This is a genomic window from Shinella sp. CPCC 101442 (assembly GCF_024704725.1).
GTDB lineage: Bacteria > Pseudomonadota > Alphaproteobacteria > Rhizobiales > Rhizobiaceae > Shinella.
The window spans coordinates 254,713-279,167 of record NZ_JALIQS010000004.1 but is presented as its reverse complement, the minus strand read 5'-3'; the positions used below and the strand labels follow the sequence as shown (position 1 = coordinate 279,167).

The window sequence follows — 24,455 nt, the reverse complement described above, 5'->3', positions numbered from 1 at the left end:
GGATCAGCCGGCGGTCTTGGCGAAGCGGGCGAGCAGGTCGTTCGCTTCGGTCTCGATCGTCTTCAGGGCGTCTTCGACGGAGGTTTCGCCAGCGAAGATGCGGCCGTATTCGCGTTCCATGATTTCACGGATCTGCGGGTAGAAGCCGAGGCGGTAGCCCTTCGACCAGTCGCCGGACTTGAGCATCAACTGCTGGATGCCGACTTCGGCAGCCGGCTTTTCCTTGTAATAGCCTTCGGACTTCGCGAGTTCATAGGCTGCCTTGGTGATGGCGACGTAGCCGGTGGCCTCGTGGTAGAACTTCTGCACTTCCGGCGAGGTCAGGAACTGGAAGAAGTCGGCCGTGCACTTGTTTTCGGCTTCCGGCTTGCCGGACATGGCGAAGAGAGCAGCGCCGCCGATGAAGGTGTTGGTGCCGGCACCCTGGATGCTGTTCCAGTAGGGCAGGAAGGTTGCCGAGAACGGCTTCTGCGCGGTCTTCTGGAGGCCGCCGAACGAACCCGAGGAACCGATCCAGAAGGCGGCCTTGCCGTCTTCGAAGAGCTTCTGGTTGTCGTTCCAGCCGGCGCCGTAGTAGCCGAAATAGCCTTCGTCAGCCCAGGCCTTGAGCTTGGTGAACATCATGACGAGGTTCGGGTCCGTCATGTTGATCTTGGTGTCGACGACCGAGTCGTAACCGTTGTTGTTCGTCGCGAACTGGATGTTGTGGCGCGAGAAGAAGTTTTCCGTGAACTGCCAGGTCAGCTGCGACTGGACGAGCGGCAGGTAGCCGGCTTCCTTCAGCTTCGGTGCGATCGCCTCGAACTCTTCCCAGGTCTTCGGCGCTTCGACGCCGACCTTTTCCAGGGCTTCGGTGTTGACATACATGATCGGCGCCGAGGAGTTGAACGGCATGCCGACGAACTTACCATCCGGAGCAGCGTAGAAGTAGCGCACGCCCTCGATGAAGGCTTCCCGGTCGAAGGTGTAGCCGGCCTGGGTGATCAGGTCTTCGGCCGGAATGACGGCGCCTGGAGCGTTGATGATCGTCGCTGCGCCGGCATCAAAAACCTGCAGGATGTTCGGCTGTTCGCCGGCGCGGAAGGCCGCGATGCCGGAAGCGAGCGCCTCCTCATAGGTGCCCTTGGAAACCGGGGTGATGGCGCAGGCCGTCTGGGCGTCGTTGAACTTCTTGGCGACTTCGTTGATGACTTCGCCGTTGCGGCCGGCCATGCCGTGCCACCAGGTGATGTTGGTGGCGGCCATCGATGCCGTAGCGGACATGGCGAGTGCGAAACCTGCGAGGGAAAGCGGCTTGAACATGGGAGCTCCTCTTCACCGGACTTGGTGTGAGGCGTGCACTAAGCAGCGACCGTGACAGGCGCGTTACGCTTTCATGTCAGTTTCGCTACATTTTCCTTTTGCTCAAAACGCATCCACGAAGTGTTTTGGAAGCCGCCACGGCAAGACCGCAACGATATCATACCGTAACGAGAGGCGATGGGCGTCCGGCTGGCGGGACAGCCAGATGTCGCTGGCCGCGCGGATGCGGTGCTGCGCGGTGCCGGTGACGGCGAAGACGGCGCTGCCCACATCGCGACGCGCCTTCACCTCGACGCAGACGACAAGATCGCCGCGACGCGCGATGATGTCGATCTCGCCGAGCTTCGTGCGGTAGCGGATCGCGCGGATGCGGTAGCCTTTGGCGAGAAGATAGAGCGCGGCGAGATATTCGGAGACGTGACCCCGGCGAAAAGCCTTGAGCCGGTTGGGGTCCGCCGCTCTATCCCGCATCGCCACCCTTGAGATCGATGAGGCGTTGATAGAGGTCGCGGCGCGGCAGGCCCGTCTGGCGTGCCGCTTCCGTCGCCGCCTTGCCGGCCGACATGTCCTTCACCAAAGCCGTCAGAAGCCTGTCGACATCCTCTGCCTCGGGGGCGGCCGCCTCGCCGGGCGGACCGATGACGAAAACGATCTCGCCCTTGACGGTGTGGCCGTCGCCATAGTGGGCCGCGAGTTCGCCGAGCGTGCCGCGTCGGAATTCTTCGAAGGTCTTGGTCAGTTCGCGGCTGACGCAGGCTGCCCGCCCCTCGCCCAGCACGTCGGCGGCGGCGGCAACGGTCGCGGCGATGCGGTGCGGTGATTCGAAGAACAGCAGCGTCGCGGGCACACTCGCCAATTCGGCGAGACGGTCGCGCTTTGCCTTGTCCTTGGTCGGAAGGAAGCCGGCGAAGAAGAAGGCGTCGTTCGGCAGGCCCGAGCCGACGAGCGCGGCAAGCGGCGCGGAAGCGCCGGGAATGGGCACGACGCGGTGGCCGGCCGCGATGGCCAGCAGCGCGAGGCGATAGCCGGGATCGGAAACGAGCGGCGTGCCGGCATCGGAAACGAGCGCCACGGATTTGCCGGCGTCCAGCGCCGCGATGAGGCGCGGGCCTGCTTCATCCGCATTATGCTCGTGATAGGCGTAGGGCCGGTTGACGATGCCGTAGCGGTCGAGCAGCACGCGGGTGACGCGGGTGTCCTCGCAGGCGAGCACGTCGGCTCCAGCAAGTGTTTCCAACGCGCGCAGCGTAATGTCGGAGAGATTGCCGATGGGGGTTGCGACGAGATAGAGCGCCGGCTCCAGCGGCCGGGCGGGGATGACGGCATTGTGCAGGCGGAATGTCTTGCCGCTTTCGCCCGTGCCGCCCGCCGCCGTCTCGTCCCGCATTGCCGTCGCCTTTCCGGCCGGTGGACGGCCGCAGTTTTCACTCCTTATGGGCGAGCACCGATGCCCCCGCAAGGCCGGACCGTTGACTATCGTGTGTGCCGCGCCGTTAGCACTTGCAATCGGGCGGGAAATTCTGCCATTTTGCCGGTCCCATCTTTCCGGCCCAGCCGGAGTTTCAAGGCAATGCCGCGCCGGGTTCCGGCGTGCCAGCGGTCGAAAGCGGTACAGTTCATGCGCATTACTCTCGAGCGGTCCAATCTTCTGAAGTCGTTGAACCACGTTCACCGCGTGGTCGAGCGGCGCAACACGATCCCGATCCTCTCGAACGTGCTGCTGCGCGCCGACGGCGCGAGCCTCGATATGAAGGCGACCGACCTCGACCTCGAAATCACCGAGGCGACCCCCGCCCAGGTCGAGCAGGCGGGTGCCACGACCGTTCCCGCCCATCTGCTCTACGATATCGTGCGCAAGCTTTCGGACGGTTCGGAAGTGCTGCTCGCCACCAGTGCCGACGGCGCCTCCATGACGGTCACCTCGGGCCGCTCGAAATTCTCGCTGCAGTGCCTGCCGCAGTCGGATTTCCCCGACCTTACAGCCGGCAGCTTTTCGCACACGTTCCGCCTCAAGGCGACGGACCTCAAGATGCTGATCGATCGCACGCAGTTTGCGATCTCGACGGAAGAGACCCGTTACTATCTCAACGGCATCTTCATTCACACGATCGAAAGCGCCGGCCAGCTGAAGCTGCGCGCCGTCGCCACCGACGGCCACCGCCTCGCCCGCGCCGATGTCGAAGCACCCTCGGGCTCCGAGGGCATGCCCGGCATCATCATCCCGCGCAAGACGGTCGGCGAGTTGCAGAAGCTGGTCGACAATCCGGAATTGATCGTCACGGTCGAAGTGTCCGATGCAAAAATCCGCTTCACCATCGGCTCGATCGTGCTGACATCCAAGCTGATCGACGGCACGTTCCCGGATTACCAGCGCGTGATCCCCGCCAACAACGACAAGGAACTGAAGATCGACTGCCAGTCCTTCGCGCAGGCCGTCGACCGCGTCTCCACCATTTCCTCCGAGCGCGGCCGCGCCGTGAAACTGGCGCTCGTCGAGGGCCAGCTGACACTGACGGTCAACAATCCGGATTCGGGCAGCGCCACGGAAGAACTGGCCGTCGGCTACGACAACGACCCGCTCGAAATCGGCTTCAACGCGAAATACCTGCTCGACATCACCGCGCAGCTTTCGGGCTCCGAAGCCGTCTTCATGCTCGCCGATCCGGGCTCGCCGACGCTGGTTCGCGATCTCGCCGGCGACGACGCGCTCTACGTACTCATGCCGATGCGCGTCTAGGACCGTCCGCGCGGCATTGGGAAACCGTTCTCGAACCCGCCGGCCGCCGGCGGGTTCTTTTTTAAGCAGACGCTTTCGCATGTCGGGGAAACTTGAAGGCGACGGCGCAATCAGACTTGTTTTTGACGTAAACCGCGTCACATATTCGCCATGGCCGGACGACGCGGATGGGAATGAATCCCGCTGCCGGCCAGAAAATGCACCATGAAGGGGGATGGCATGACGTTGCGCGTGAAGGTCAAGGAACGGCTCGGCAAGAAATTCGGCGACGAAATCCGTTTCTTCAAGGGCTGGATGAACAATACGCGAGCCGTCGGCTCGATCATCCCCACCTCCTCCATCACCGCGCGCCGCATGGCGAGCGTCATCGATCCCAAGTCCGGCCTTCCGGTTCTGGAACTTGGCCCCGGCACCGGGGTCATCACCAAGGCGATCCTGGAAACCGGTCTTGCCCCGGAAAAGCTGACCTCCATCGAATTCTCGACGGATTTCTACAACCATCTCGTCGCCCGCTTCGACGGCGTCAATTTCATCAATGGCGACGCCTTCGATCTCGACAAGACGCTTGGCGAACTGCGCGACACGACCTTCGACAGCGTCGTCTCCGCCGTGCCGCTCCTGAACTTCCCGATGCATATGCGCGTCTCGATGATCGAGGATTTGCTGTCGCGTATCCCCGCCGGTCGCCCCGTGGTGCAGATCTCCTACGGCCCGCTCTCGCCCGTCGTCGCGATGCCGGATCGCTACCAGATCACCCATCTCGACTTCGTCGTGCGCAACATCCCGCCCGCACAGCTGTGGACCTACCGCCGCACCCATTGAGGTGCGGCCATGTATGCCCTCTACATCACGCATCCGCAGGTCCGGATCGACCCGGCCGTGCCGGTGCCCGACTGGGGTCTTTCAGACCGCGGCCGCGAACGGGCAGAGCTTGCCGCATCCTCGAACTGGGCGAAAGAAATCAGCCGCTTCGCCGCAAGCACCGAACGCAAGGCGATCGAGACGGCGCAAATCCTGTCCGCCGGGCGGCTTCCGGTCGAGACCGACCATGCCATGGGCGAGAACGACCGTTCCGCCACCGGCTTCCTACCGCCCGATGCCTTCGAGGATGCCGCCAACTGGTTTTTCGCGCATCCTGAGGAAAGCTTCAAAGGCTGGGAGCGCGCGGTGGATGCGCAGGCGCGCATCGTTGCCGCTGTCGCGGGCGTGCTGGCCGGCCATGATCCCGGACGTCCCATCGCCTTCATCGGTCACGGCGGCGTCGGTACGCTGCTGAAGTGTCATCTCATGGGAAAACCGATTGCCCGCGACGGCGACCAGCCGGCCGGTGGCGGCAATCTTTTTGCATTCCGGCTTGCGGACCGCGCTGTCACATGCGACTGGACGCCAATGGAATCTTGGAAAGGGTTTTGACCATGTCCGCGCGCGACCGCCTGATCGTTGGCCTCGATGTACCGACCATCGCGGAGGCGGAAAAGGTGGTCCGGACACTCGGCAGCACCGCCCTCTTCTACAAGATCGGCTACCAGTTGGTCTTTGCCGGCGGCCTGGAATTCGCCCGCGATCTCGCCAAGGACGGCAAGAAGGTCTTTCTCGACATGAAGCTGCTCGACATCGACAACACGGTGGCGAAGGGCGTGGAAAACATCGTCAAGATGGGCATGTCGATGCTGACCCTGCACGCCTATCCGAAGGCGATGGCCGCCGCCGTCAGCGCCGCCAAGGGGTCCGACCTCTGTCTGCTCGGCGTGACCGTGCTCACCTCCATGGATGCCAAGGACGTCATCGACGCCGGCTACGAATATGACCCGCACACGCTGGTGCTGCGCCGCGCCGAACAGGCGCGCATCGCCGGCATGGGCGGCGTCGTCTGTTCCGCCGAGGAAGCCAAGGCCGTGCGGAAAATCGTCGGCCCCGATATGGCGATCGTCACCCCCGGCATCCGGCCGGCCGGCGCGGAGCTTGGCGACCAGAAGCGCGTCATGACCCCGGCCGATGCGCTGAAGGCCGGCTCGAGCCACCTCGTCGTCGCCCGCCCCATCGTCAAGGCCGACGACCCGCTCGCCGCCGCCAAGGCGATCCTCGCCGAGATGGACGGCGCGCTCACCGCATAATCAGAGGGAGAGAGACATGCCCAAGGGCTACTGGATTGCACAGGTCGATGTGCGTGACCCCGAGCGTTACAAGGACTATGTCGCCGCCGCCAGGCCGGCCTTCGAGAAATACGGCGCGAATTTCGTCGCCCGCGGTGGCGAATATACGCAGCTGGAAGGCCGCGTGCGCGCCCGCAACGTGATCATCGAGTTTCCCTCGCTGCAGGCCGCAGTCGACTGTTACAACTCGCCGGAATACCAGATCGCCGCCGCCATTCGCCAGGAAGTGGCGGACGCGGAAATGGTGGTCGTCGAAGGGCTCTGAACCCGCGCGCTGAAGGCTTGCAAAACCGGTAAAAGAGACGCTTCGCCGCGCTTCACCTTGCCGGTTGTTTGGGCTATGTAGGCGCTACCTACCTATAATGTTCTTCAGGAGCAGCCTCATGACCTTGTCTAACCTTCCGCCGCTCGTCACCGTCTTCGGCGGCTCGGGCTTCGTCGGGCGTCATGTGGTGCGCGCGCTGGCGCGCCGCGGCTACCGCATCCGCGTCGCCGTGCGCCGTCCCGACCTCGCCGGCTTCCTGCAGCCGATCGGCGGCGTCGGCCAGATCTCCTTCGTCCAGGCGAACCTGCGCTACCGCCAGTCGGTCGACCGCGCCGTCGAGGGCTCCGATCACGTCATCAACTGTGTCGGCGTGCTCTTCGAGAGCGGCCGCAATACCTTCGACGCCGTGCAGGATTTTGGCGCCCGTGCGGTGGCCGAGGCAGCCCGCGCCGTCGGTGCGAAGCTCACCCACATCTCCGCCATCGGTGCGGATGAAAATTCCGGCTCCAGCTACGCCCGCACCAAGGCGCACGGCGAGGCCGCAGTGCGGCGCACCGTGCCGGATGCCGTCATCCTGCGCCCCTCCATCGTGTTCGGGCCGGAAGACGGCTTCTTCAACAAGTTCGCCACCATGGCGCGCTATGCGCCCGCCCTGCCGCTGATCGGCGGCGGCCACACGAAATTCCAGCCGGTCTATGTCGCCGACGTCGCGGAAGCTGTCGCGCGTTCGGTGGACGGTACGATCGAACGCGGCCGGACCTACGAACTCGGCGGCCCGGAAGTTCTGACCTTCCGCCAGTGTCTCGAGCTGATGCTGCGCGTGGTCGATCGCAAGAAGCCGCTCGTCTCGCTGCCCTTCGGCATCGCCTCGCTGATCGGCTCCATCGCCTCGCTCGTGCCCTTCGTCGCGCCGCCGCTGACCTCCGACCAGGTCACGCTGCTGCGCTCTGACAACGTGGTCTCCGACGCCGCCAAGGCTGAAGGCCGCACGCTCGAAGCCATCGGCATCGAGCCGATCCTCGCCGAAGCGATCCTGCCGAGCTACCTCGTGCGCTACCGCCAGCAGGGCCAGTTCACGCGGATCGACAAGACGGCCTGAGCCATTTCCGGATACGGAAACGGCCGCCGCAGGGTTTTTCCTGCGGCGGCCGTTTCGTTTTCTGAAAGCGCTTTGAGGCAGCTGTTGCACTTATGCAGCGGTTAAAAAATCCGTTGCGGCATTTACGTGCGATTCAACATGTCGCGATATTGATTGTCTCCGGGCCAGCGAATAAACACCGCCCCCGTCGCGTCTTGCTGGAGAGGCAGAGAGCGGCGTTTTTCAGGACTTCGAGAGGCTTATCCGCCCATGGGCAAGGCAATTGCAATCTTCTTCGGATTTTCGGCTCTGATCATCGTGGCCGGATCCTTTGCCGCGCCCTCGACGGTGTCCGCCAGCAAGCACGGCTGCTCGCCGGCTTACGGCGTCGATCCTTGCACGACCGCTTCGGTCAAGTAAGCTTCGGCCCGTCTGGAACGACCGGCCGAAGCCGGTCTTTCAACCCCAGATCAGAAGGGCGATCAGGCCCAGCGTGCCCACGATGATGCGCCAGATGGCGAACAGCGTGAAGCCGCGGCGCGACACGAAGTCGAGCAGCGAGCGCACGACGAAGAGGCCCGCCACGAAGGCCGCGATGAAGCCGACGCCGATGACCAAGAGGTCGTCGGAAGAAAGCGCATCGCGATTCTTGTAGAGGTCGAGCGTGAAGGCCCCGACCATGGTGGGCATCGCCAGGAAGAACGAGAACTCCGCCGCCGAGCGTTTGTCCGTGCCCATCAGAAGTGCGCCGGCGATCGTCGCGCCGGACCGCGAGGTGCCGGGGATCATGGCGAGGCACTGGCAAAGGCCGATCTTGAAGGCGAGCGACGGCGGGTATTTCATCGCATCTGTGTAACGCGGCGTCAGCGGCAGGCGGTCGATGACATAGAGGATGACACCCCCTATGATGAGCACGATGCAGATCAGCATGGGCGTTTCGAACAGCACCGTCTTGATGAAATCATGCGCCAGAGCGCCGATAACGGCGGCCGGCAGGAAGGCGATGAGCACGCTGATCACGAAACGTCGCGCTTCGGGGCTGGATGGCAGCGCAAAGGCGATGCGCAGCAGCTTTGCGGCATAGACGGAGAGGATCGCCAGGATCGCGCCGAGCTGGATCAGGACGGCAAAGCTGTTGCCCGGGGATTTGAAGCCGAGAAAGTGCCCGGCGAGCAGGATATGACCGGTGGAAGACACCGGGATGAATTCTGTCAGGCCCTCGATAAGACCGAGAATGAGGGCGCTGACGATGGACTGGTCTGCCATGAATGTTCCTTGGGAAAAGGGAAAGGAAGGCATGAAACGAACCGTGCATACGGCAAAAAGCCCGATTCGCTTGTGTTTGTACCACCAAATTTCTATAGGTTCGTCAAATCAGCCGCGACCAAATCCGTTCCGCATGAAGCGGCAGGCCCGGCAAAGCTCCTTTCCGCAAGACCAGTAAAGCAGCCCGAATGCCCACACTTTACCACCATCCGATGTCCGCAGCCTCCCGCTTCGTCCGGCTCATCCTGTCGGAATACGGCTTCCAGACGGAGCTTGCGGAGGAGCAGCCCTGGGAGAACCGGCGCGATTTCCTGGCGCTGAACCCGGCTGGAACGCTGCCGGTCTATGTCGATGACAGCATGCGTGCGCTCTGTGGCGCCAGCATCATCTCGGAATATCTCGACGAGACGCATGGTGTGCTGAAGCGTGACCGCCGCTTGCTGGCGGAAGACCCTTTCCAGCGCGCCGAGATCCGCCGCCTGACCGAATGGTTCCTGCAGAAGATGGAGCAGGATGTGACGCGGCCACTGGTGCGCGAGCGTATCTTCAAACTACAGATGACGTCCGACCAGGGCGGCGGCCCGCCGGATAGCAAGATCCTGCGCAATTCCCGCGCCAACATCCGCCAGCACATGAAGTATCTTTCCTGGCTTGCCGGTTCGCGCACCTATCTTGCCGGCGATCGGCTCTCCTATGCCGACCTTGCCGCGGCGGCCTGTCTTTCGGTGCTCGATTACATGGGCGAGATCAACTGGGCGGACGCGCCGCAGGCCAAGGACTGGTATCAGCGGCTGAAGTCCCGCCCCTCCTTCCGCCCGCTGCTGGCCGAGCGCGTGCGCGGCGTCACGCCCGTTTCACACTATGCGGACCTCGACTTCTGAGGATGCGACCATGCCGGGCGACGAAAAGATCCGCCGCCGCCTGACCGATTTCATCAAGGCGGAGGCAGCCGACAAGGGTTTTGATCTTTGTCGCATCACCGGCCCCGACTCGATTCCGCAGGCACCGGCCCGGCTCGCCGATTTTCTTTCCGCAGGCTACCACGGCACGATGGACTGGATGGCCGAGACGCAGGCACGCCGGGCCGATCCGCGGGTGCTGTGGAGCGAGGTCCGCTCCATCGTCGTCTTTGCGATGAACTACGGCCCGGAGCACGACCCGCGTGCCGTCCTCGACATGCCGGAGCGCGCGGCGATCTCCGTCTATGCACAGAACCGTGACTATCACGACATCATCAAGGGCCGGCTGAAGGAAGTCGCGACCCGCTTTGCCGCGCGCGGCGGGGCGGATGTCAAGGTTTTCGTCGACACCGCGCCCGTCATGGAAAAGCCGCTTGCCGCCGCCGCCGGCCTCGGCTGGCAGGGCAAACATACGAACCTCGTCAGCCGCACGCACGGCTCCTGGCTCTTCCTCGGCAGCCTCTTCACCACCGCCGACCTTTATAGAGACGAGCCGGAGCGCGATCATTGCGGCTCCTGCCGCGCCTGCCTCGACGCCTGTCCGACGGATGCCTTTCCGGCACCCTACAAGCTCGATGCGCGTCGCTGCATTTCCTACCTGACCATCGAGCACAAGGGGCCGATCGACCCCGATATCCGCGAAAAGATCGGCAACCGCATCTATGGCTGCGACGATTGCCTGGCCGCCTGTCCCTGGAACAAGTTCGCCGCCAGTGCATCGGAAATGAAGCTCGTCGCCCGCGACGAGCTGAAGGCTCCGGCTCTGTCCGATCTGCTGACCCTCGACGATCCCGGCTTCCGCACCCATTTCTCCGGTTCGCCGGTCAAGCGTATCGGCCGCGACCGCTTCGTGCGCAACGTGCTAATCGCCGCCGGCAATTCCGGGGACCGCAGCCTGATTGGACAATGCACCACCCTCGCCGACGATGCGGCGCCGGTGGTGCGTGGCATGGCCGCATGGGCGCTTTCCCGGCTGATGGATGCTTCCGAATTCGCGCATTTTGCGGCAGGAAGAGCGGATGACGCGGACGAGGACGTGCGCGCGGAATATAAGAGAGCGAAGGCAGACGGACGATGACCCACCTCCTGATCCTCGGCGCCGGTTTCTCCGGCAAGGCCATCGGCGAAACCTTCAAGGAAGCGGGCTTTACCGTCTCCGGCACAACGCGCTCCGCGGAAAAGGCCGATGCCCTCCATGCGCTCGGCATCACACCCATCGTCTATGACGGCAACGCTATTTCCGGGGAACTTGCTGCCGACATGGCGCAGGCCACGCATCTGGTACAGTCGATCGCGCCCGGCAAGGATGGCGATCCGCTGTTTCGCCCCGGCGGCCCGGCCGTTTCCTCCCTGATGCCGAAGCTCGAATGGGCCGGCTATCTCTCGACCGTCGGCGTCTATGGCGACCACAAGGGCGCCTGGGTCGACGAGGAGACGGCGCTGAACCCGGTTTCTGCCCGCTCGGTCGAGCGCGTGGAGGCCGAGAACCATTGGCTGGCTTTCGGCGCGGCCTCCGACATTCCCGTCGCCGTGCTGCGCCTTGCCGGCATTTATGGGCCGGGCCGCAATGCCTTGCGCAACATGGAAGACGGCACCGCCCGCCGCCTCATCAAGAAGGATCAGGTGTTCAACCGCATCCGCGTCGAGGACATCGGCGGCTCTGCGCTCTTCCTTTCACGGAAGCAGCTTGGCGGGATCTGGAACATCACCGACGACGAACCGGGCCCGCCGCAGGACGTGGTGGCCGAGGCGGCCCGCCTGATGGGGCTGCCCAGCCCACCCGACATTGCTTTCGAAACGGCGGAACTTTCTCCCATGGCACGGTCTTTCTATGGAGAGAACAAGCGCGTCTCGAACGCCAAGCTGCATGCTGCCGGCTTCGAATTCCGCTTCCCGAACTACCGTCAATCGCTCGCCGAACTCAAGGCTTCCGGGCGCTGGCGGGGTTAGCGGGGTGCGGCCGGCGGGGATGGCTTTTGCGATTTCGCACAACCATAAATTTATCTGCCCCATTTTTGCCGCCGAATTCATGCGCAGCAACAGCTAATGTTGAAAGTTTTTTCCGAAAATTTGCGGAAATGTTGCAAGACCATTCCACGCGACAAGTCGAATGAGTTTAGTGACTGATTCGTAAGACTCTTTCCCGCCTTGTTAACGAAGATTAAAAATCCATCGCGGGCGATGGACTGTATATCCGGCAGCACTTCGACAGCAAGTGTGGCCGGTTGAGGCACGTTTCTGCCACTTTTGCTTCCTCATAGGGCGATCAATCACAGGGGATTTCCGCAACTCGCCGCAAGGGTCACACGATACATGCTGTCCAAGCTCTCCAGCCTCGCTCTGACGTCTCTCGTCGTCGCCTCCTCGTCTTTCGTTGCCTTCTCCGATGCCCAGGCCGCCGGCTGTGGCCGCGCCTCCTGGTATGCGCTGCATTCGCGCACCGCATCCGGCGAGCGCATGAACCCCAACCTCATGACGGCCGCCCATCGCAGCCTGCGCTTCGGCACCAAGCTGAAGGTCACCAATGCCAACAACGGCAAGAGCGTCGTCGTTCGCGTCAACGATCGCGGCCCGTTCATCCGCGGCCGCGTGCTCGATCTCTCCAAGGCTGCCGCCTCCAACATCGGCATGATCCGCTCCGGCCACGCCAAGATCTGTTACGAGGTCATCGGCTGATCCAGCCGCTATTCTGACGGCGCCGGCTTGCTCTCGGCGCATTCCGCCGCTACCACGACGCAAAACGGAGTAAACGGATGCGATTGGGTGGGCGGCTCGCGGGAGCCATCGAGGTTCTCTCGGATATCGAGACGCGGCGGCGCCCGGTCGCCGATGCGCTCAAGGACTGGGGCCTGTCCCATCGGTTCGCCGGCTCCGGCGACCGCGCCGCGATCGGCAATATCGTCTATGACGCGCTGCGCATGAAACTGTCGCACGCCTATCTCATGGACGACGACAGTCCGACCGCTCTCGGCTACGCCGTGCTGCTGCGCCAGTGGGGCCTCGAGCCCGCGGCGCTGAACGCCGAATTCGACGGCGACCGCTTTGCGCCGGATGCCCTGACCGAAGACAAACTTACCGCCTTCCGCGCCCGCAATCTCGAAGACGCAGCCCCGCATGTGCAGGGCGACATTCCCGAATGGATCCAGCCTGCCTTCGAGGCGAATTTTTCCGAGGACTGGCTGGCGGAAGCCAAGGCGCTCGCCGGCCGGCCAACGCTGGATCTGCGCGCCAACACGCTCAAGGCAGGTCGGGACAAGGTGCTGAAAGCGCTGGAGCGCAACGGCGCCGTCGCCTCCACGATCGCCCGCCAGGGCATCCGCATTCCCGCCGGCGAAGGCCCTTCCCGCCTGCCCAACGTCACCGCCGACCTTGCCTTCCAGAAGGGCTGGTTCGAGGTACAGGACGAGGGATCGCAGATCGTTGCCGATCTCGTCTTCCCGCAGGAGGGTGAGCAGGTGCTCGATTTCTGCGCGGGCGGTGGCGGCAAGACGCTCGCCATGGCGGCCGCGATGAACAATCGGGGCCAGGTGCATGCCTACGACACCGACCGCAAGCGCCTCGCCCCGATCATTGAGCGCCTGAAGCGCGCCGGAACCCGCAATGTGCAGGTCCATGAGACGCTTTCGAGCCTTGCCCCGATGACGGCCCGTTTCGACCGGGTGCTGGTCGATGCGCCCTGCACCGGCACCGGCACCTGGCGCCGTCGCCCGGACACCAAGTGGCGTCTCACCGAAAAGAACCTGGAAGAACGCATCACCCAGCAGCAGGAAGCGCTTGCCAATGCCAGCGTCTTCGTGCGGCCCGGCGGCTTCCTGCTCTATGTCACCTGTTCGATCCTGCCGCAGGAAAACGAGGAGCAGGTCCATGGCTTTTGCGAGGCCAATCCGGAATTCGAGATCCTCTCGGCATCGGATACCTGGCAGACCCTTTTCGGCGGCAAGCCGCAGCCACGCTCACGCGACGGCAAGACCATGACGCTGACGCCGGCCTCGACCGATACCGACGGCTTCTTCTTCTGCGCGATGGGCCGCAAGGCGTGATGCCTTGTCTTCTGTCAAACACAAGAAATACCTTGAAACCGTTCTAAACTATACACTTTGACACCAGTTTTTATTTGGTCCATGACATCTAGGCCTGAATAAACCCGGCCCGGCTTCGCGCTGGTCCATCCGGGCGGTCGCCATTGGTCGCGACGTCCGGTGTCGGGGGACACGCCAAAACAGGACACCAGGAGACGTCATGACCACTTCCTTCCTTCGCGCGGCCGCCTTTGCGCTTGCTGCCGCGGCGTCCAGCCTTGCCATCGGCTCTGCCCATGCGGCGGCCGATCCGGCTGCGATCGTCAAGCACTACGCCGAAATCGCCCATGCCAAGTTCTCCGACTCGCTCGATGCGGCCAAGGCCCTCGACGCGGCGGTCGACGCCCTCATCGCCAAGCCGAGCGACGAAACGCTGAAGGCGGCGCGCGAGGCGTGGCTGAAGTCGCGTGTGCCCTACCAGCAGACGGAAGCCTATCGCTTCGGCAACCCGATCGTCGACGATTGGGAAGGCAAGGTGAACGCCTGGCCGCTGGACGAAGGTCTGATCGACTATGTCGATCCGGGCTACGGCACGGAAAGCGACGAGAACGCGCTGTTCGTCGGCAATGTCATCGCCAATCCGAAGCTGGAGATCGCCGGCAAGACGATCGACGCCACCACGATCACGCCGGCAGTGCTGCAGGAGCTGCATGAGGCCGGCGAAGTCGAGGCGAACGTCGCCACCGGCTATCACGCCATCGAATTCCTGCTCTGGGGTCAGGACCTGAACGGTACCGGCAAGGGTGCCGGCAACCGCCAGGCTTCCGACTATGACAAGGACAAGTGCACCAACGGCAATTGCGACCGCCGCGCCGCCTATCTGAAGGCCGCATCCTCGCTGCTCGTCACCGATCTCGAAGAGATGGTGAAGGCCTGGGCCGCCGATGGCGACGCCACGAAGAACGTCACGGCCGATCCGAAGGCCGGCATCACCGCGATGCTGACCGGCATGGGCTCGCTCTCCTACGGCGAACTTGCCGGCGAACGCATGAAGCTCGGCCTGTTGCTGCATGATCCGGAAGAAGAGCATGATTGCTTCTCCGACAACACGCACAACTCGCACTACTACGACGTCGCCGGCATCCAGACCGTCTATACGGGCGAATATACCCGTCCCGACGGCTCGAAGCTGACCGGCCCGTCGCTCTCCGAACTCGTCGCGGAAAAGGACGCCGCGCTCGACACGGAGATGAAGGCCAAGCTCGACGCCAGCCATGCCGCCTTCAAGGCGCTGGTGGACCGCGCGGAAGGTGGCGAAGCCTATGACCAGATGATCGGCGAAGGCAACGAGGAAGGCAACAAGGTCGTCCAGACCGCCATCGACAGCCTGATCGACCAGACCAAGACGATCGAACGCGTCATCGGGTCGCTGGACCTCGGCAAGATCGAGCTTGAAGGCTCTGACAGCCTGGATAATCCTAACGCTGTCTTCCAATAAGAAAGAAGGCGGGCCGCTGCCCTTAAGCGTGCGGCCCGATTTCCTGCATGACAGAACGCCCTGCCCGTCGCCTGCTCGCGGTTTCAGCCGCGTTCACCGTCGCGGCAGGCGTTTTGGTTCTGGGGAGCGCGCATTCGCAAAACCGCGAGCGCGACGATCTCTCCGAAAAAGACCTCAAGCGCGTTCAGGCCGTCACAACCCTGACCACCGACTTCTCCAAGGCCGAGCAATACGAAGCGATGTCCGGGGGTGCGGCGACCTCGCTTGCAAAAATCGATCTCAACAGCTTCTCCCATTTTTCCGAAAACATCAGCTTCGAAGAGCGCGAAACCTTCAAGCTCGGCAATGCGCTGTTCCAAAAACTCTGGGTATCCTCGCCGTCTTCCACGCAGGCCTCCGATGGTCTCGGGCCGCTCTACAACGCCCGCTCCTGCCAGTCCTGTCACATCAGGGACGGCCGCGGCCATCCGCCCGAGGACACGGCGGACGCGACCTCGATGTTCCTGCGCCTCGCCCGCCCGGCGGCAACGCCCGAGGAAGAGGCGGCGCTGAAGAGCTTTCACGCGATGAGCCTGCCGGATCCGATCTATGGCAGGCAGTTGCAGGACCAGGCCATTCCCGGCCTCAAGGCCGAAGGCCGCATGGTCATCGCCTATACAGAGGAACCGGTGACGCTGGCCGGTGGCGAGGTCGTTCATCTCCGCCGCCCGACCTACGCCGTCGCCGATCTCGCCTATGGCGATCTCGACGCGACGACGACGCTCTCGCCGCGCGTCACCCAGCCCATGCTCGGCCTCGGCCTGGTCGAGGCCATCCATGAAGCGGATATCCTTGCATTGGCCGACCCCAACGACGCCGACGGAGACGGCATCAGCGGCAAGGCAGCGATCGCCATCGATCCGACGACCGGCAAGGAGGCGCTTGGCCGCTTCGGCTGGAAGGCGCAATCCGCCAGCGTGCGCCAGCAGAGCGCCGACGCCTTCGCCTTCGATATCGGCATATCCACGCCGGAAGTGCCGCTGCACCAGGGCGACTGCATGCCGGCGCAAACGGCCTGCATCGAACGCCCCGATGGCGTGCAGAAGCGGCTTGGCGATGCGGAAGCGCCCCCGCCCGTCATGGACCTCGTAACCTTCTATGCCGAAAATCTCGCCGTACCGGCGCGGCGCAAGGCGAGCTTCTCCGGGACGCTCGAGGGGAAGCGCCTGTTCTACGAGACGGGCTGCGTCTCCTGTCACCACCCGAAATTCGTGACCCGGCGCGATGCCGCCAACAAGGCCCAAGCCTTCCAGCTCATCTGGCCCTATTCCGATTTCCTGCTGCACGACATGGGCGAAGGCCTTGCCGACGGGCAGCAGGTGGGGGTGGCGAGCGGACAGGAGTGGCGCACACCGCCACTCTGGGGTATCGGCCTTACAAAAACCGTCAACGGCCATACGTTCTTCCTGCATGACGGGCGCGCGCGCTCCCTCACCGAGGCCATTCTCTGGCACGGCGGCGAGGGGCAACAGGCACGCGACCGCTTCGCCGCGCTGGAAAAACACGACCGCGACGCCCTTCTGACCTTTCTGGAGAGCCTCTGATGATCCAGCGCCCGCCCTTCCTCCGGTTCGGCTCCCTGCTTGCCGCGTCCCTGTTTTTTGCGGCGGGACTGCCGGCCTTCGCACAGGAAGGCAGTGCGCCGGCGACACCGGAGCTGACGGGGGAGATCGTCACCGGCATCATGACGCGCGCCGTCGACGAGGTGATCCGCCCCGGCTACCGCACCTTCGAGGCCTCCGCCGGCGCACTCGCCGAAATGACGGAAGCCTATTGTAAGGCTCCTTCGGACGAAGGTCGAAAGGCCGTCGACGCAGCCTTCCGCCAGGCCGTCACCGACTGGGGTCGCATCGAAATCCTGCGCATCGGTCCTGTGATCGACGACAATCGTTTCGAGCGCATTCTCTTTTATCCCGACCGCAAGGGCACCGGCCTGAAACAGGTGCAGGCGCTGCTGCAGAAAGCGGACGAAGCGGATGCGAATGCCGCGACCATGGGCAGCAAGAGCGTGGCGATCCAGGGTTTCGGCGCCATCGAATTCGCCCTTTACGGCACAGGCTCGGAAGCGGTAGCGAGCAAGCCGAACGCGTTCCGCTGCCGCTATGCCGCCGCCGTCGCCGCCCATATCCGGACGACAGCCGGAGAGCTCGCCGCCGCCTGGGATGCACCCGATGGCGTCCAGAAGGACTGGAAGCACCCCGGCCCCGACAATCCCGTCTTCCGCACCGGCAAGGAGGCGATGACGGCGCTGCTCGGCATTCTCGTGCATGGCACGGAGGCGGTGCGCGACCAGCGTATCGAGACCTTCTACCGCAACGGCGGCATCGCACGGCCCAAATCGGCGGTGTTCTGGCGGTCGGGGAACACCTGGACGTCGATCGACGCCAATCTCGAAGGCCTGCAGACGCTGTTCGACAAATCCGGTATGGAAGAGCTGATCGATCCCAGCATCGCCTCGGTCTACGGCAATATCGACTTCATCCTGAAATCGCTGCGCCGGATTACCCCGACGATCGACAAAGACATGCAGAAGGCAGTCTCCACGCCGCAGGAACAGCAGAAGATCAACTTCCTGCTCGTCAACACACGCGAACTGATCCTCGCCTTCGACGGCGGTTATGGCGGCGCCATCGGGCTCGGCTCCGGCTTCTCCTTCTCGGACGGCGACTGATGCGACGCCTGGGCGGCCAAAGCACGCTCCTCGACCGGCGCGCCTTCCTGCGCATGGCGGGCGCGGCCTGGGCTGCGACGCTCGCCCCGCGTGGCGCCTTCGCGCTGTCGCGCACCGACGCCGTCTTCGCCTCCGGTTACAAGGACCCAGGCGGCAGCTTCGGCATCGCGGTGTTGGCCGAAGACGGCAGCATAATCGCGCGCACGCCGCTGCCGGCCCGCAGCCATGGCATGGCCTTTTCGCCTGTCACGAACCATCTCGTCGCCTTTGCCCGCCGACCCGGCACCTTCGCCCTTGTGATCGACCGCAGCGGCCGAAAACAACCCGTCACCATCGCCGCCGCCGAGGATCGGCATTTCTTCGGGCATGGCTGCTTTTCGCCCGATGGCCGGCTCCTCTATGCCAGCGAGAACGATTTCGACGCCAAGCGTGGGGTCATCGGCCTTTACGATGCGCGGGAAAACTATCGCCGCATCGGCGAATACCAGACCTACGGTATCGGCACGCACGATCTCTCCGTCAGCGACGATGGCACATTGCTGATCGCCGCCAATGGCGGCATCGAGACCCATCCGGATTTCGGCCGAACCAAGCTCAATCTCGATCATATGGAGCCCTCGCTTGCGCTGATCGATGCGGCGACCGGCGCGCTGGTCGAGCGCCACGCCCTGCCCGAAAAACTGCGCCAGCTTTCGACCCGCCATATCGACCTCGACGAGAAGGGCCGCATCTGGTTTGCCTGCCAGTATGAGGGCGCGCGCAACGACCTGCCGCCGCTCGTCGGACATTTCGGCAAGGGAGAAGACCTGACCTTCCTGTCACTGCCCGAGGACACCACGATCGGCCTTGCCAACTATGTCGGCGCCATCGCCGTCAACCGCCGCGAAGGCCTCGTCGGCCTCACCTCGCCGAACGGTGGTCGCTTCGTGGTGCTCGATGCAAAGAGCGGGCAGGTCGTGCGCACGGAAAGCGTCGTGGACGCCGCCGGCGTCGCCGCGGCATCGCATGGTTTTGCCGTTTCCTCATATGACGGCGGCTTTGCCGGTCGACGCGAGGATGTCGCCTGGGACCAGCACATAACAAGCCTGAAACCACGCGGCTGACCGCCTCTGGACGACGGCAAAAAGCGCGCTAGGTCAGAGGCATGAGCAACAAACCCCTCGTCTATCTCTTCTTCCTCATCCTCGTCCTCGGCGGCGGCCTCCTGATCGGCGCACACAACGTGCCCGGCGACTGGTATCAGTCACTTGCCAAACCGTCGTTCAATCCGCCCAACTGGCTCTTCGCCCCGGCCTGGAGCCTGCTCTACGCCCTCATCGCCATCGTCGGCGCACGCACATGGCTGTCGCTTCGCCGCTCCATGGCCATGCGGCTCTGGTATGCCCAGCTCGTGCTCAATTTCGCCTGGTCGCCGATCTTCTTCGGGCTTCAGGATCCGGCCGCCGCGCTGATCGTCATCCTCGGCCTCCTCGTCGCCGTCGCGGGCTTCATCGTCGCGTCGTGGCGGCGGGATCACGTGGCAGCCCTGCTTTTCCTGCCCTATCTCGCCTGGGTCGCCTTCGCGACCGCGCTCAACGGCGCAATCGTGGCGCTGAACTGAAAGGCGCTTGCAGTGCAGCATAGGCCGTGCAAACGTCGGTCCGTTCCTTCGGGCCCCGTGCCCGCACCATGTGGGTATCATGACAGGCTTTCCATCGCCGGATTTCGCCGGCCGCATCACAAGAAGTTTCGGGCGACAGCCGGCCATGGCGCTGATCGGCGCCGAGCTGACCCGTGTCGAACACGGCACCGTGGAAATCGAGCTTCCCTTTGACGAGAAGCTGACGCAGCAGCATGGTTTTCTCCATGCCGGCGTCATTTCTGCCGCGCTCGACACGGCCTGCGGCTATGCCGCCTACTCCGTCATCGACGCGGATGCCTCGATCCTCACCATCGAGTTCAAGGTGAACCTGATGTCGCCGGGACGGGGCGAGCGGTTTCTCTTCCGCGGCGAGGTCACCAAGCCCGGCTCCAACATCATCGTGGCCGATGGGCGCGGTTATGCGATTTCGGACGGCCCAGCCAAGCTGATCGCCTCCATGACCGGTACCATGATGGTGGTGCGCGGTCGGGAGGATGTGGCCGAATGAGCTTCGTCCTCAAGACGGTGGGCACAAAACGCGTGCTCTATGTCATGGCCGCCAGTCCCGAATACGGTCCGCATCTGAAGGCCCGTTTCACACCGCTCATGACCGGCGTCGGCCCGGTCGAGGCCGCGGTACAGCTGACGCTCACCCTTTGCCACCTGGCGGCGGACGGCAACCTGCCCGACTATGTCGTCTCGCTCGGGTCGGCCGGCTCCGCCACGCTGGAGCAGACGGAAATCCATCAGGCGGCCTCCGTTTCCTACCGCGACATGGATGCTTCGCCGCTCGGCTTCACCAAGGGCGCAACGCCTTTCCTCGACCTGCCGGTCGAAGTGCCGCTGCCGATCCGCATTCCCGGTATTCCGACCGCACGGCTGTCGACCGGCGCCAACATCGTCTCCGGCGCGGCCTATGCCGGCATCGACGCCGACATGGTGGAGATGGAAACCTTCGGCGCGTTACGCGCCTGTCAGGCATTCGGCGTGCCGCTCATCGGCCTGCGCGGCATTTCCGACGGCAAGGCGGAGCTCACCCATATCGGCAACTGGACGGAATACCTCGATGTCATCGACGAGAAGCTCGCCGCCGCCGTCGACAGGCTGGAGGCGGCCATCGCCGACGGAACGGTCATAGACGAAGGCTGAAAATCCGGCCTTCCCCCGTTGCGCGGCGCGAGGTTTTTCATTAAAGGCTCGCCATGACCCAGACAGCCAATCCCGACAGCGTTCTCATCATCGATTTCGGCAGCCAGGTGACCCAGCTCATCGGGCGGCGCGTGCGCGAAGCAGGCGTCTATTGCGAGATCATCCCCTTCCAGTCGGCGGAAGAAGCCTTCCACCGCATGCAGCCGAAGGCGATCATCTTCTCCGGCGGCCCCGCTTCGGTGCTCGACCAGGGTAGCCCCCGTGCCCCGCAGGTGGTGTTCGATTCCGGCCTGCCGATCCTCGGCATCTGCTATGGCCAGCAGACGCTCGCCACCCAGCTCGGCGGCACCGTCGAAGGCGGCCACGCCCGCGAATTCGGCCGCGCCGATGTGGAAATCCTGAAGGCAAGTCCGCTCTTCGAAGGCTTCTGGGAGGTTGGCAACAAGTATCCTGTCTGGATGAGCCATGGCGACCGCGTCACCGTCGCACCCGAGGGCTTCGAGATCATCGGCGTCTCCGAAAACGCCCCCTTCGCCATCTGCGTTAACGAAGCCAAGCGCTACTACACCACCATGTTCCATCCGGAAGTGGTGCACACGCCCGATGGCGCAAAGCTCATCTCCAACTTCGTGCACAGGATCGCCGGTATCAAGGGCGACTGGTCGATGTCGGCCTACCGCGCCCGCGCCGTGGAAGCCATTCGCGAGCAGGTTGGCGACAAGCGCGTCATCTGCGCGCTGTCCGGCGGCGTCGACTCGTCGGTCGCAGCCCTCCTCATCCATGAGGCTGTCGGCGCGCAGCTCACCTGCATCCTCGTCGACCACGGCCTGATGCGCAAGAACGAGGCGGCCGACGTCGTTGCCATGTTCCGCGAGCACTACAATCTGCACCTCATCCATGTCGATGCCGTCGATCGTTTCGTCGGCGAGCTGGAAGGCGTTTCCGACCCGGAAACCAAGCGCAAGATCATCGGCCGCCTGTTCATCGAGGTGTTCGAAGAGGAAGCCAAGAAGCTCGGCGGCGCTGAATTCCTCGCCCAGGGAACACTCTATCCCGACGTCATCGAAAGCGTCTCCTTCACCGGCGGCCCGTCGGTGACGATCAAGTCGCACCACAATGTCGGCGGTCTGCCCGAGCGCATGAACATGAAGCTGGTCGAGCCGCTGCGCGAACTCTTCAAGGACGAAGTGCGCGTGCTCGGCCGCGAACTCGGCCTGCCGGACAGCTTCATCGGCCGCCATCCCTTCCCGGGTCCGGGCCTCGCCATCCGCTGCCCGGGCGGCATCACCCGCGACAAGCTGGAAATCCTCCGTGACGCCGACGCGATCTATCTCGACGAGATCCGCAAGGCCGGCCTCTACGACAAGATCTGGCAGGCCTTTGCCGTGCTGCTCCCCGTCCAGACCGTCGGCGTCATGGGCGACGGGCGCACCTACGAATTCGTCTGCGCGCTGCGCGCCGTCACCTCCGTCGACGGCATGACCGCCGATTTCTACCACTACGACATGAACTTCCTCGGCCGCGCCGCCACCCGCATCATCAACGAAGTCCGCGGCATCAACCGCGTCGTTTATGACGTGACGTCCAAGCCGCCGGGAACGATCGAGTGGGAGTAAGGGCATCGCCCTTTCTGCAAGGACATTCCAAAGCCCCGGTGCCTGCGCCGGGGCTTTTGTTTTGCCGGAATGTTTTTCAGGAAAATCTTCGCGGTCATGTCACATCCATCCTTCCAGCCTCGTCATGGCAGTGTAGGATTGAAAAGGAGACTGGAATGTCACCCCGCATGACCGACTATTTCAAACGCGCCGAGCCCGCCTTCAAGGCGATGTTCGCACTCGAAGCCGCGCTCAAGGCGAGCCCACTGGATGCCATCCTGCTGCATCTCGTAAAAGTGCGCGCCTCGCAGATCAACGGCTGCGCCTATTGCATCCATATGCATGTCGGCGAGGCGCTGAAGGACGGCGAGGACCCGATGCGGCTGCATCTCCTCGCCGGCTGGCGCGATTCATCGTTCTATACCGAGCGCGAACGCGCGGCGCTGGCCTGGACCGAGACGCTGACGCTGGTCGCCGAAACCCATGCTCCCGATGCGGACTGGGCAGCGGTCCAAGCTGCCTTCACGGCCGACGAACAGGCCTGGCTCACCGTTGCCATCGGCGCAATCAATATCTGGAACCGCGTACAGGTCGGCTTTCGTGCCGAACACCCGGTCGACCGGCGCCATGCGGCCTGATCCGGCCACCGAAATCTTCGAAGCGCAGCGGCCCCGGCTGCTGCGGCTCGCCTATCGCATGCTCGGTACGCGGTCGGAGGCGGAGGACATCGTACAGGAGGCCTGGCTGCGCTGGCATCGCAGCGACCGAGAAGCGGTATGCGAGCCTTCCGCCTGGCTTACCCGCATCGTCTCGCGCCTGTGCCTCGACGCCATGAAATCCGCCCGTGCGCGCCGCGAGACCTATCCCGGCACCTGGCTGCCCGAACCGCTGATCGAACCGGCCGACGAGGAGATGCGCGCCGACAACATCACGCTCACGCTCATGATGGCGCTGGAGCGGCTGTCGCCGCTGGAGCGCGCGGCCTTCCTGCTGCACGACGTATTCAACCAGCCGCTCGACGACGTGGCGGCGACGCTCAAGCGCAGCCCGGCCGCCACCCGACAACTGGCGGCACGCGCCCGTGCCCATGTGCAGGTCGACCAGCCACGCTACGAAATTGCCCGCGAGGACGGCGAGGCGCTGACCCGTGCCTTCTTCGAGGCCTGTCGGCTCGGCGATGCGGCGGCGCTCGGCTCAATATTGGCAGCGGACGTGACGCTGTGTTCGGACGGCGGCGGCAAGGTGCTGGCTTTCCCCAATGCGATCCAGGGCGTGGACCGCCTTATCCGCCTCTATCTCGGGCTTTCCAGAAAACTCGGATCACGGATGGAGTTTCTCGGCCATGTCATGATCGACGGCCTGCCGGGTTTCCTGAGCCGCGTCGATGGCCACCTGCAGACCACCGCCGTGGAAATCGTGGAGGGCCGCATCGCCGCCATCTACATCACCCGCAACCCGGACAAGCTGACCGGCGCAAAGCTGCCGTCCTAGAACCCGAACGACTGCTGCGGCGGCTCCGGCGGCGTGAAGGAGACGCCTTCCAGCGCCAGCATCTTCACCTTGGAGATGGAACCGCCCGGCGCGGAAAAGCCGCCGACCTTGCCGCCGGCGGCAAGCACGCGGTGGCAGGGGATGATGAGAGCGACAGGGTTTTTCGCCATGGCCTGACCGACTTCTCGTGCCATTTCCGGCCCGGCGCCGAGATCGCGGGCGATGGTGCCATAGGTCGTCGTCTCGCCCCAGTGCACGCGGCGCGCGGCATCGTAGACCTTCAGGAAGAAATCGCTCTGGCCGGCGAGGTCGAGGGGCACGGCGGTGAAATCGGCCTCTTCACCGGTGAAATAGCGTTGCGCGGCGGCAACGGCCTTCTGGACGGTAGATGGCGGGTCCGCCGCCTCGGCATCGGGCAGATGACGCAGCAGCAGGCGGCGTGTCGTGGCCGCGTCCTCGCCCGGCAGCTGGAAGCGCACGACGCCCGCAGAAGTCCAGGCGATGCCGCAGGGGCCGCCCTGCGTGTCGAAGATCAGATACTGGGTCTTGCCGGTCATTTTCGGCTCCTGCTCGCGCTTCGTCTCAAGATCGGGCTTTGCCCGCGCCGTTTCA

26 protein-coding genes are annotated in these 24,455 nt (G+C 64.1%); 21 read left to right on the top strand and 5 right to left on the bottom strand.

Annotated features, from left to right (window positions below; genetic code table 11):
- Positions 1–3: 3 nt before the first annotated feature.
- The 3 genes from MUO32_RS16770 to rsmI form a co-directional block, all read right to left on the bottom strand.
- Entirely contained in the window at positions 4–1,302 is a 1,299-nt protein-coding gene (locus tag MUO32_RS16770) for an extracellular solute-binding protein (RefSeq protein ID WP_257949509.1), read from the bottom strand.
- Positions 1,303–1,404: 102 nt separating this feature from the next.
- Positions 1,405–1,773 carry a YraN family protein gene (locus MUO32_RS16765; RefSeq protein ID WP_257949508.1) on the bottom strand — a complete coding sequence of 123 codons (369 nt, stop codon included), beginning with the start codon at positions 1,771–1,773 and terminating at the stop codon, positions 1,405–1,407.
- Positions 1,763–2,689 carry a 16S rRNA (cytidine(1402)-2'-O)-methyltransferase gene (gene rsmI, locus MUO32_RS16760; RefSeq protein WP_257949506.1) on the bottom strand — a complete coding sequence of 309 codons (927 nt, stop codon included), beginning with the start codon at positions 2,687–2,689 and terminating at the stop codon, positions 1,763–1,765. Before rsmI ends, MUO32_RS16765 begins: the two co-directional genes overlap by 11 nt.
- Before the next feature lie 231 nt (positions 2,690–2,920).
- On the opposite strand from rsmI, the gene dnaN reads away from it, so the two are divergent.
- The 6 genes from dnaN to MUO32_RS16730 all read left to right on the top strand — a co-directional run bounded on the left by dnaN (position 2,921) and on the right by MUO32_RS16730 (position 7,556).
- A complete protein-coding gene (gene dnaN / locus MUO32_RS16755; RefSeq protein WP_257949505.1) occupies positions 2,921–4,039 on the top strand; it encodes a DNA polymerase III subunit beta in 1,119 nt (372 codons plus the stop codon).
- Between the two features lie 219 nt (positions 4,040–4,258).
- On the top strand, positions 4,259–4,861 hold the full coding sequence (gene pmtA / locus MUO32_RS16750) for a phospholipid N-methyltransferase PmtA (RefSeq protein ID WP_257949504.1): 603 nt from the start codon (positions 4,259–4,261) through the stop codon (positions 4,859–4,861).
- Between the two features lie 9 nt (positions 4,862–4,870).
- Positions 4,871–5,452, top strand: coding sequence for a histidine phosphatase family protein (locus MUO32_RS16745; protein ID WP_257949503.1), 582 nt, complete (start codon positions 4,871–4,873; stop codon positions 5,450–5,452).
- A 2-nt stretch (positions 5,453–5,454) separates the two neighbouring features.
- Complete coding sequence (gene pyrF / locus MUO32_RS16740) at positions 5,455–6,153, top strand: orotidine-5'-phosphate decarboxylase (protein ID WP_257949502.1); 699 nt, start codon at positions 5,455–5,457, stop codon at positions 6,151–6,153.
- A 16-nt stretch (positions 6,154–6,169) separates the two neighbouring features.
- On the top strand, positions 6,170–6,457 hold the full coding sequence (locus MUO32_RS16735; protein WP_257949500.1) for a DUF1330 domain-containing protein: 288 nt from the start codon (positions 6,170–6,172) through the stop codon (positions 6,455–6,457).
- A 118-nt stretch (positions 6,458–6,575) separates the two neighbouring features.
- Positions 6,576–7,556 carry a complex I NDUFA9 subunit family protein gene (locus MUO32_RS16730; protein ID WP_257949499.1) on the top strand — a complete coding sequence of 327 codons (981 nt, stop codon included), beginning with the start codon at positions 6,576–6,578 and terminating at the stop codon, positions 7,554–7,556.
- A 438-nt stretch (positions 7,557–7,994) separates the two neighbouring features.
- Here MUO32_RS16730 and MUO32_RS16725 read toward each other — a convergent pair whose 3' ends face one another.
- Entirely contained in the window at positions 7,995–8,801 is an 807-nt protein-coding gene (locus MUO32_RS16725) for an undecaprenyl-diphosphate phosphatase (protein WP_257949498.1), read from the bottom strand.
- Positions 8,802–8,989: 188 nt separating this feature from the next.
- On the opposite strand from MUO32_RS16725, the gene MUO32_RS16720 reads away from it, so the two are divergent.
- The 15 genes from MUO32_RS16720 to MUO32_RS16650 all read left to right on the top strand — a co-directional run bounded on the left by MUO32_RS16720 (position 8,990) and on the right by MUO32_RS16650 (position 23,843).
- Entirely contained in the window at positions 8,990–9,682 is a 693-nt protein-coding gene (locus tag MUO32_RS16720) for a glutathione S-transferase family protein (RefSeq protein ID WP_257949497.1), read from the top strand.
- Positions 9,683–9,692: 10 nt separating this feature from the next.
- On the top strand, positions 9,693–10,838 hold the full coding sequence (queG, locus tag MUO32_RS16715; protein ID WP_257949496.1) for a tRNA epoxyqueuosine(34) reductase QueG: 1,146 nt from the start codon (positions 9,693–9,695) through the stop codon (positions 10,836–10,838).
- Entirely contained in the window at positions 10,835–11,710 is an 876-nt protein-coding gene (locus MUO32_RS16710; RefSeq protein ID WP_257949494.1) for an SDR family oxidoreductase, read from the top strand. The genes queG and MUO32_RS16710 overlap by 4 nt, the downstream gene beginning before the upstream one ends.
- A gap of 363 nt (positions 11,711–12,073) precedes the next feature.
- Positions 12,074–12,436 (top strand): septal ring lytic transglycosylase RlpA family protein, encoded by a 363-nt coding sequence (locus MUO32_RS16705; RefSeq protein WP_257949493.1) that lies wholly within the window; start codon positions 12,074–12,076, stop codon positions 12,434–12,436.
- Positions 12,437–12,513: 77 nt separating this feature from the next.
- Positions 12,514–13,800: an RsmB/NOP family class I SAM-dependent RNA methyltransferase gene (locus MUO32_RS16700; protein WP_257949491.1), complete on the top strand. Its 1,287-nt coding sequence runs from the start codon at positions 12,514–12,516 to the stop codon at positions 13,798–13,800.
- A gap of 199 nt (positions 13,801–13,999) precedes the next feature.
- A complete protein-coding gene (locus MUO32_RS16695; RefSeq protein ID WP_257949490.1) occupies positions 14,000–15,277 on the top strand; it encodes an imelysin family protein in 1,278 nt (425 codons plus the stop codon).
- A 47-nt stretch (positions 15,278–15,324) separates the two neighbouring features.
- Entirely contained in the window at positions 15,325–16,860 is a 1,536-nt protein-coding gene (locus tag MUO32_RS16690; RefSeq protein ID WP_257949489.1) for a di-heme oxidoredictase family protein, read from the top strand.
- Positions 16,860–17,987, top strand: a complete 1,128-nt coding sequence (locus MUO32_RS16685) for an imelysin family protein (RefSeq protein ID WP_257949488.1) — start codon at positions 16,860–16,862, stop codon at positions 17,985–17,987. The genes MUO32_RS16690 and MUO32_RS16685 overlap by 1 nt, the downstream gene beginning before the upstream one ends.
- Positions 17,987–19,090 (top strand): DUF1513 domain-containing protein, encoded by a 1,104-nt coding sequence (locus MUO32_RS16680; protein ID WP_257949487.1) that lies wholly within the window; start codon positions 17,987–17,989, stop codon positions 19,088–19,090. Before MUO32_RS16685 ends, MUO32_RS16680 begins: the two co-directional genes overlap by 1 nt.
- A gap of 41 nt (positions 19,091–19,131) precedes the next feature.
- Positions 19,132–19,587, top strand: coding sequence for a TspO/MBR family protein (locus MUO32_RS16675; protein ID WP_257949486.1), 456 nt, complete (start codon positions 19,132–19,134; stop codon positions 19,585–19,587).
- Positions 19,588–19,666: 79 nt separating this feature from the next.
- Entirely contained in the window at positions 19,667–20,116 is a 450-nt protein-coding gene (locus tag MUO32_RS16670; protein WP_257949485.1) for a PaaI family thioesterase, read from the top strand.
- Complete coding sequence (locus MUO32_RS16665; protein ID WP_257949483.1) at positions 20,113–20,757, top strand: 5'-methylthioadenosine/S-adenosylhomocysteine nucleosidase; 645 nt, start codon at positions 20,113–20,115, stop codon at positions 20,755–20,757. The genes MUO32_RS16670 and MUO32_RS16665 overlap by 4 nt, the downstream gene beginning before the upstream one ends.
- Before the next feature lie 53 nt (positions 20,758–20,810).
- Positions 20,811–22,373: a glutamine-hydrolyzing GMP synthase gene (gene guaA / locus MUO32_RS16660; protein ID WP_257949482.1), complete on the top strand. Its 1,563-nt coding sequence runs from the start codon at positions 20,811–20,813 to the stop codon at positions 22,371–22,373.
- Positions 22,374–22,528: 155 nt separating this feature from the next.
- Positions 22,529–22,990, top strand: a complete 462-nt coding sequence (locus MUO32_RS16655; protein ID WP_257949481.1) for a carboxymuconolactone decarboxylase family protein — start codon at positions 22,529–22,531, stop codon at positions 22,988–22,990.
- On the top strand, positions 22,980–23,843 hold the full coding sequence (locus MUO32_RS16650) for a sigma-70 family RNA polymerase sigma factor (protein ID WP_257949958.1): 864 nt from the start codon (positions 22,980–22,982) through the stop codon (positions 23,841–23,843). Before MUO32_RS16655 ends, MUO32_RS16650 begins: the two co-directional genes overlap by 11 nt.
- Here the strand turns inward: MUO32_RS16650 and MUO32_RS16645 are convergent.
- Positions 23,840–24,400 carry a methylated-DNA--[protein]-cysteine S-methyltransferase gene (locus tag MUO32_RS16645; RefSeq protein ID WP_257949479.1) on the bottom strand — a complete coding sequence of 187 codons (561 nt, stop codon included), beginning with the start codon at positions 24,398–24,400 and terminating at the stop codon, positions 23,840–23,842. The genes MUO32_RS16650 and MUO32_RS16645 overlap by 4 nt on opposite strands.
- Between the last annotated feature and the right edge of the window lie 55 nt (positions 24,401–24,455).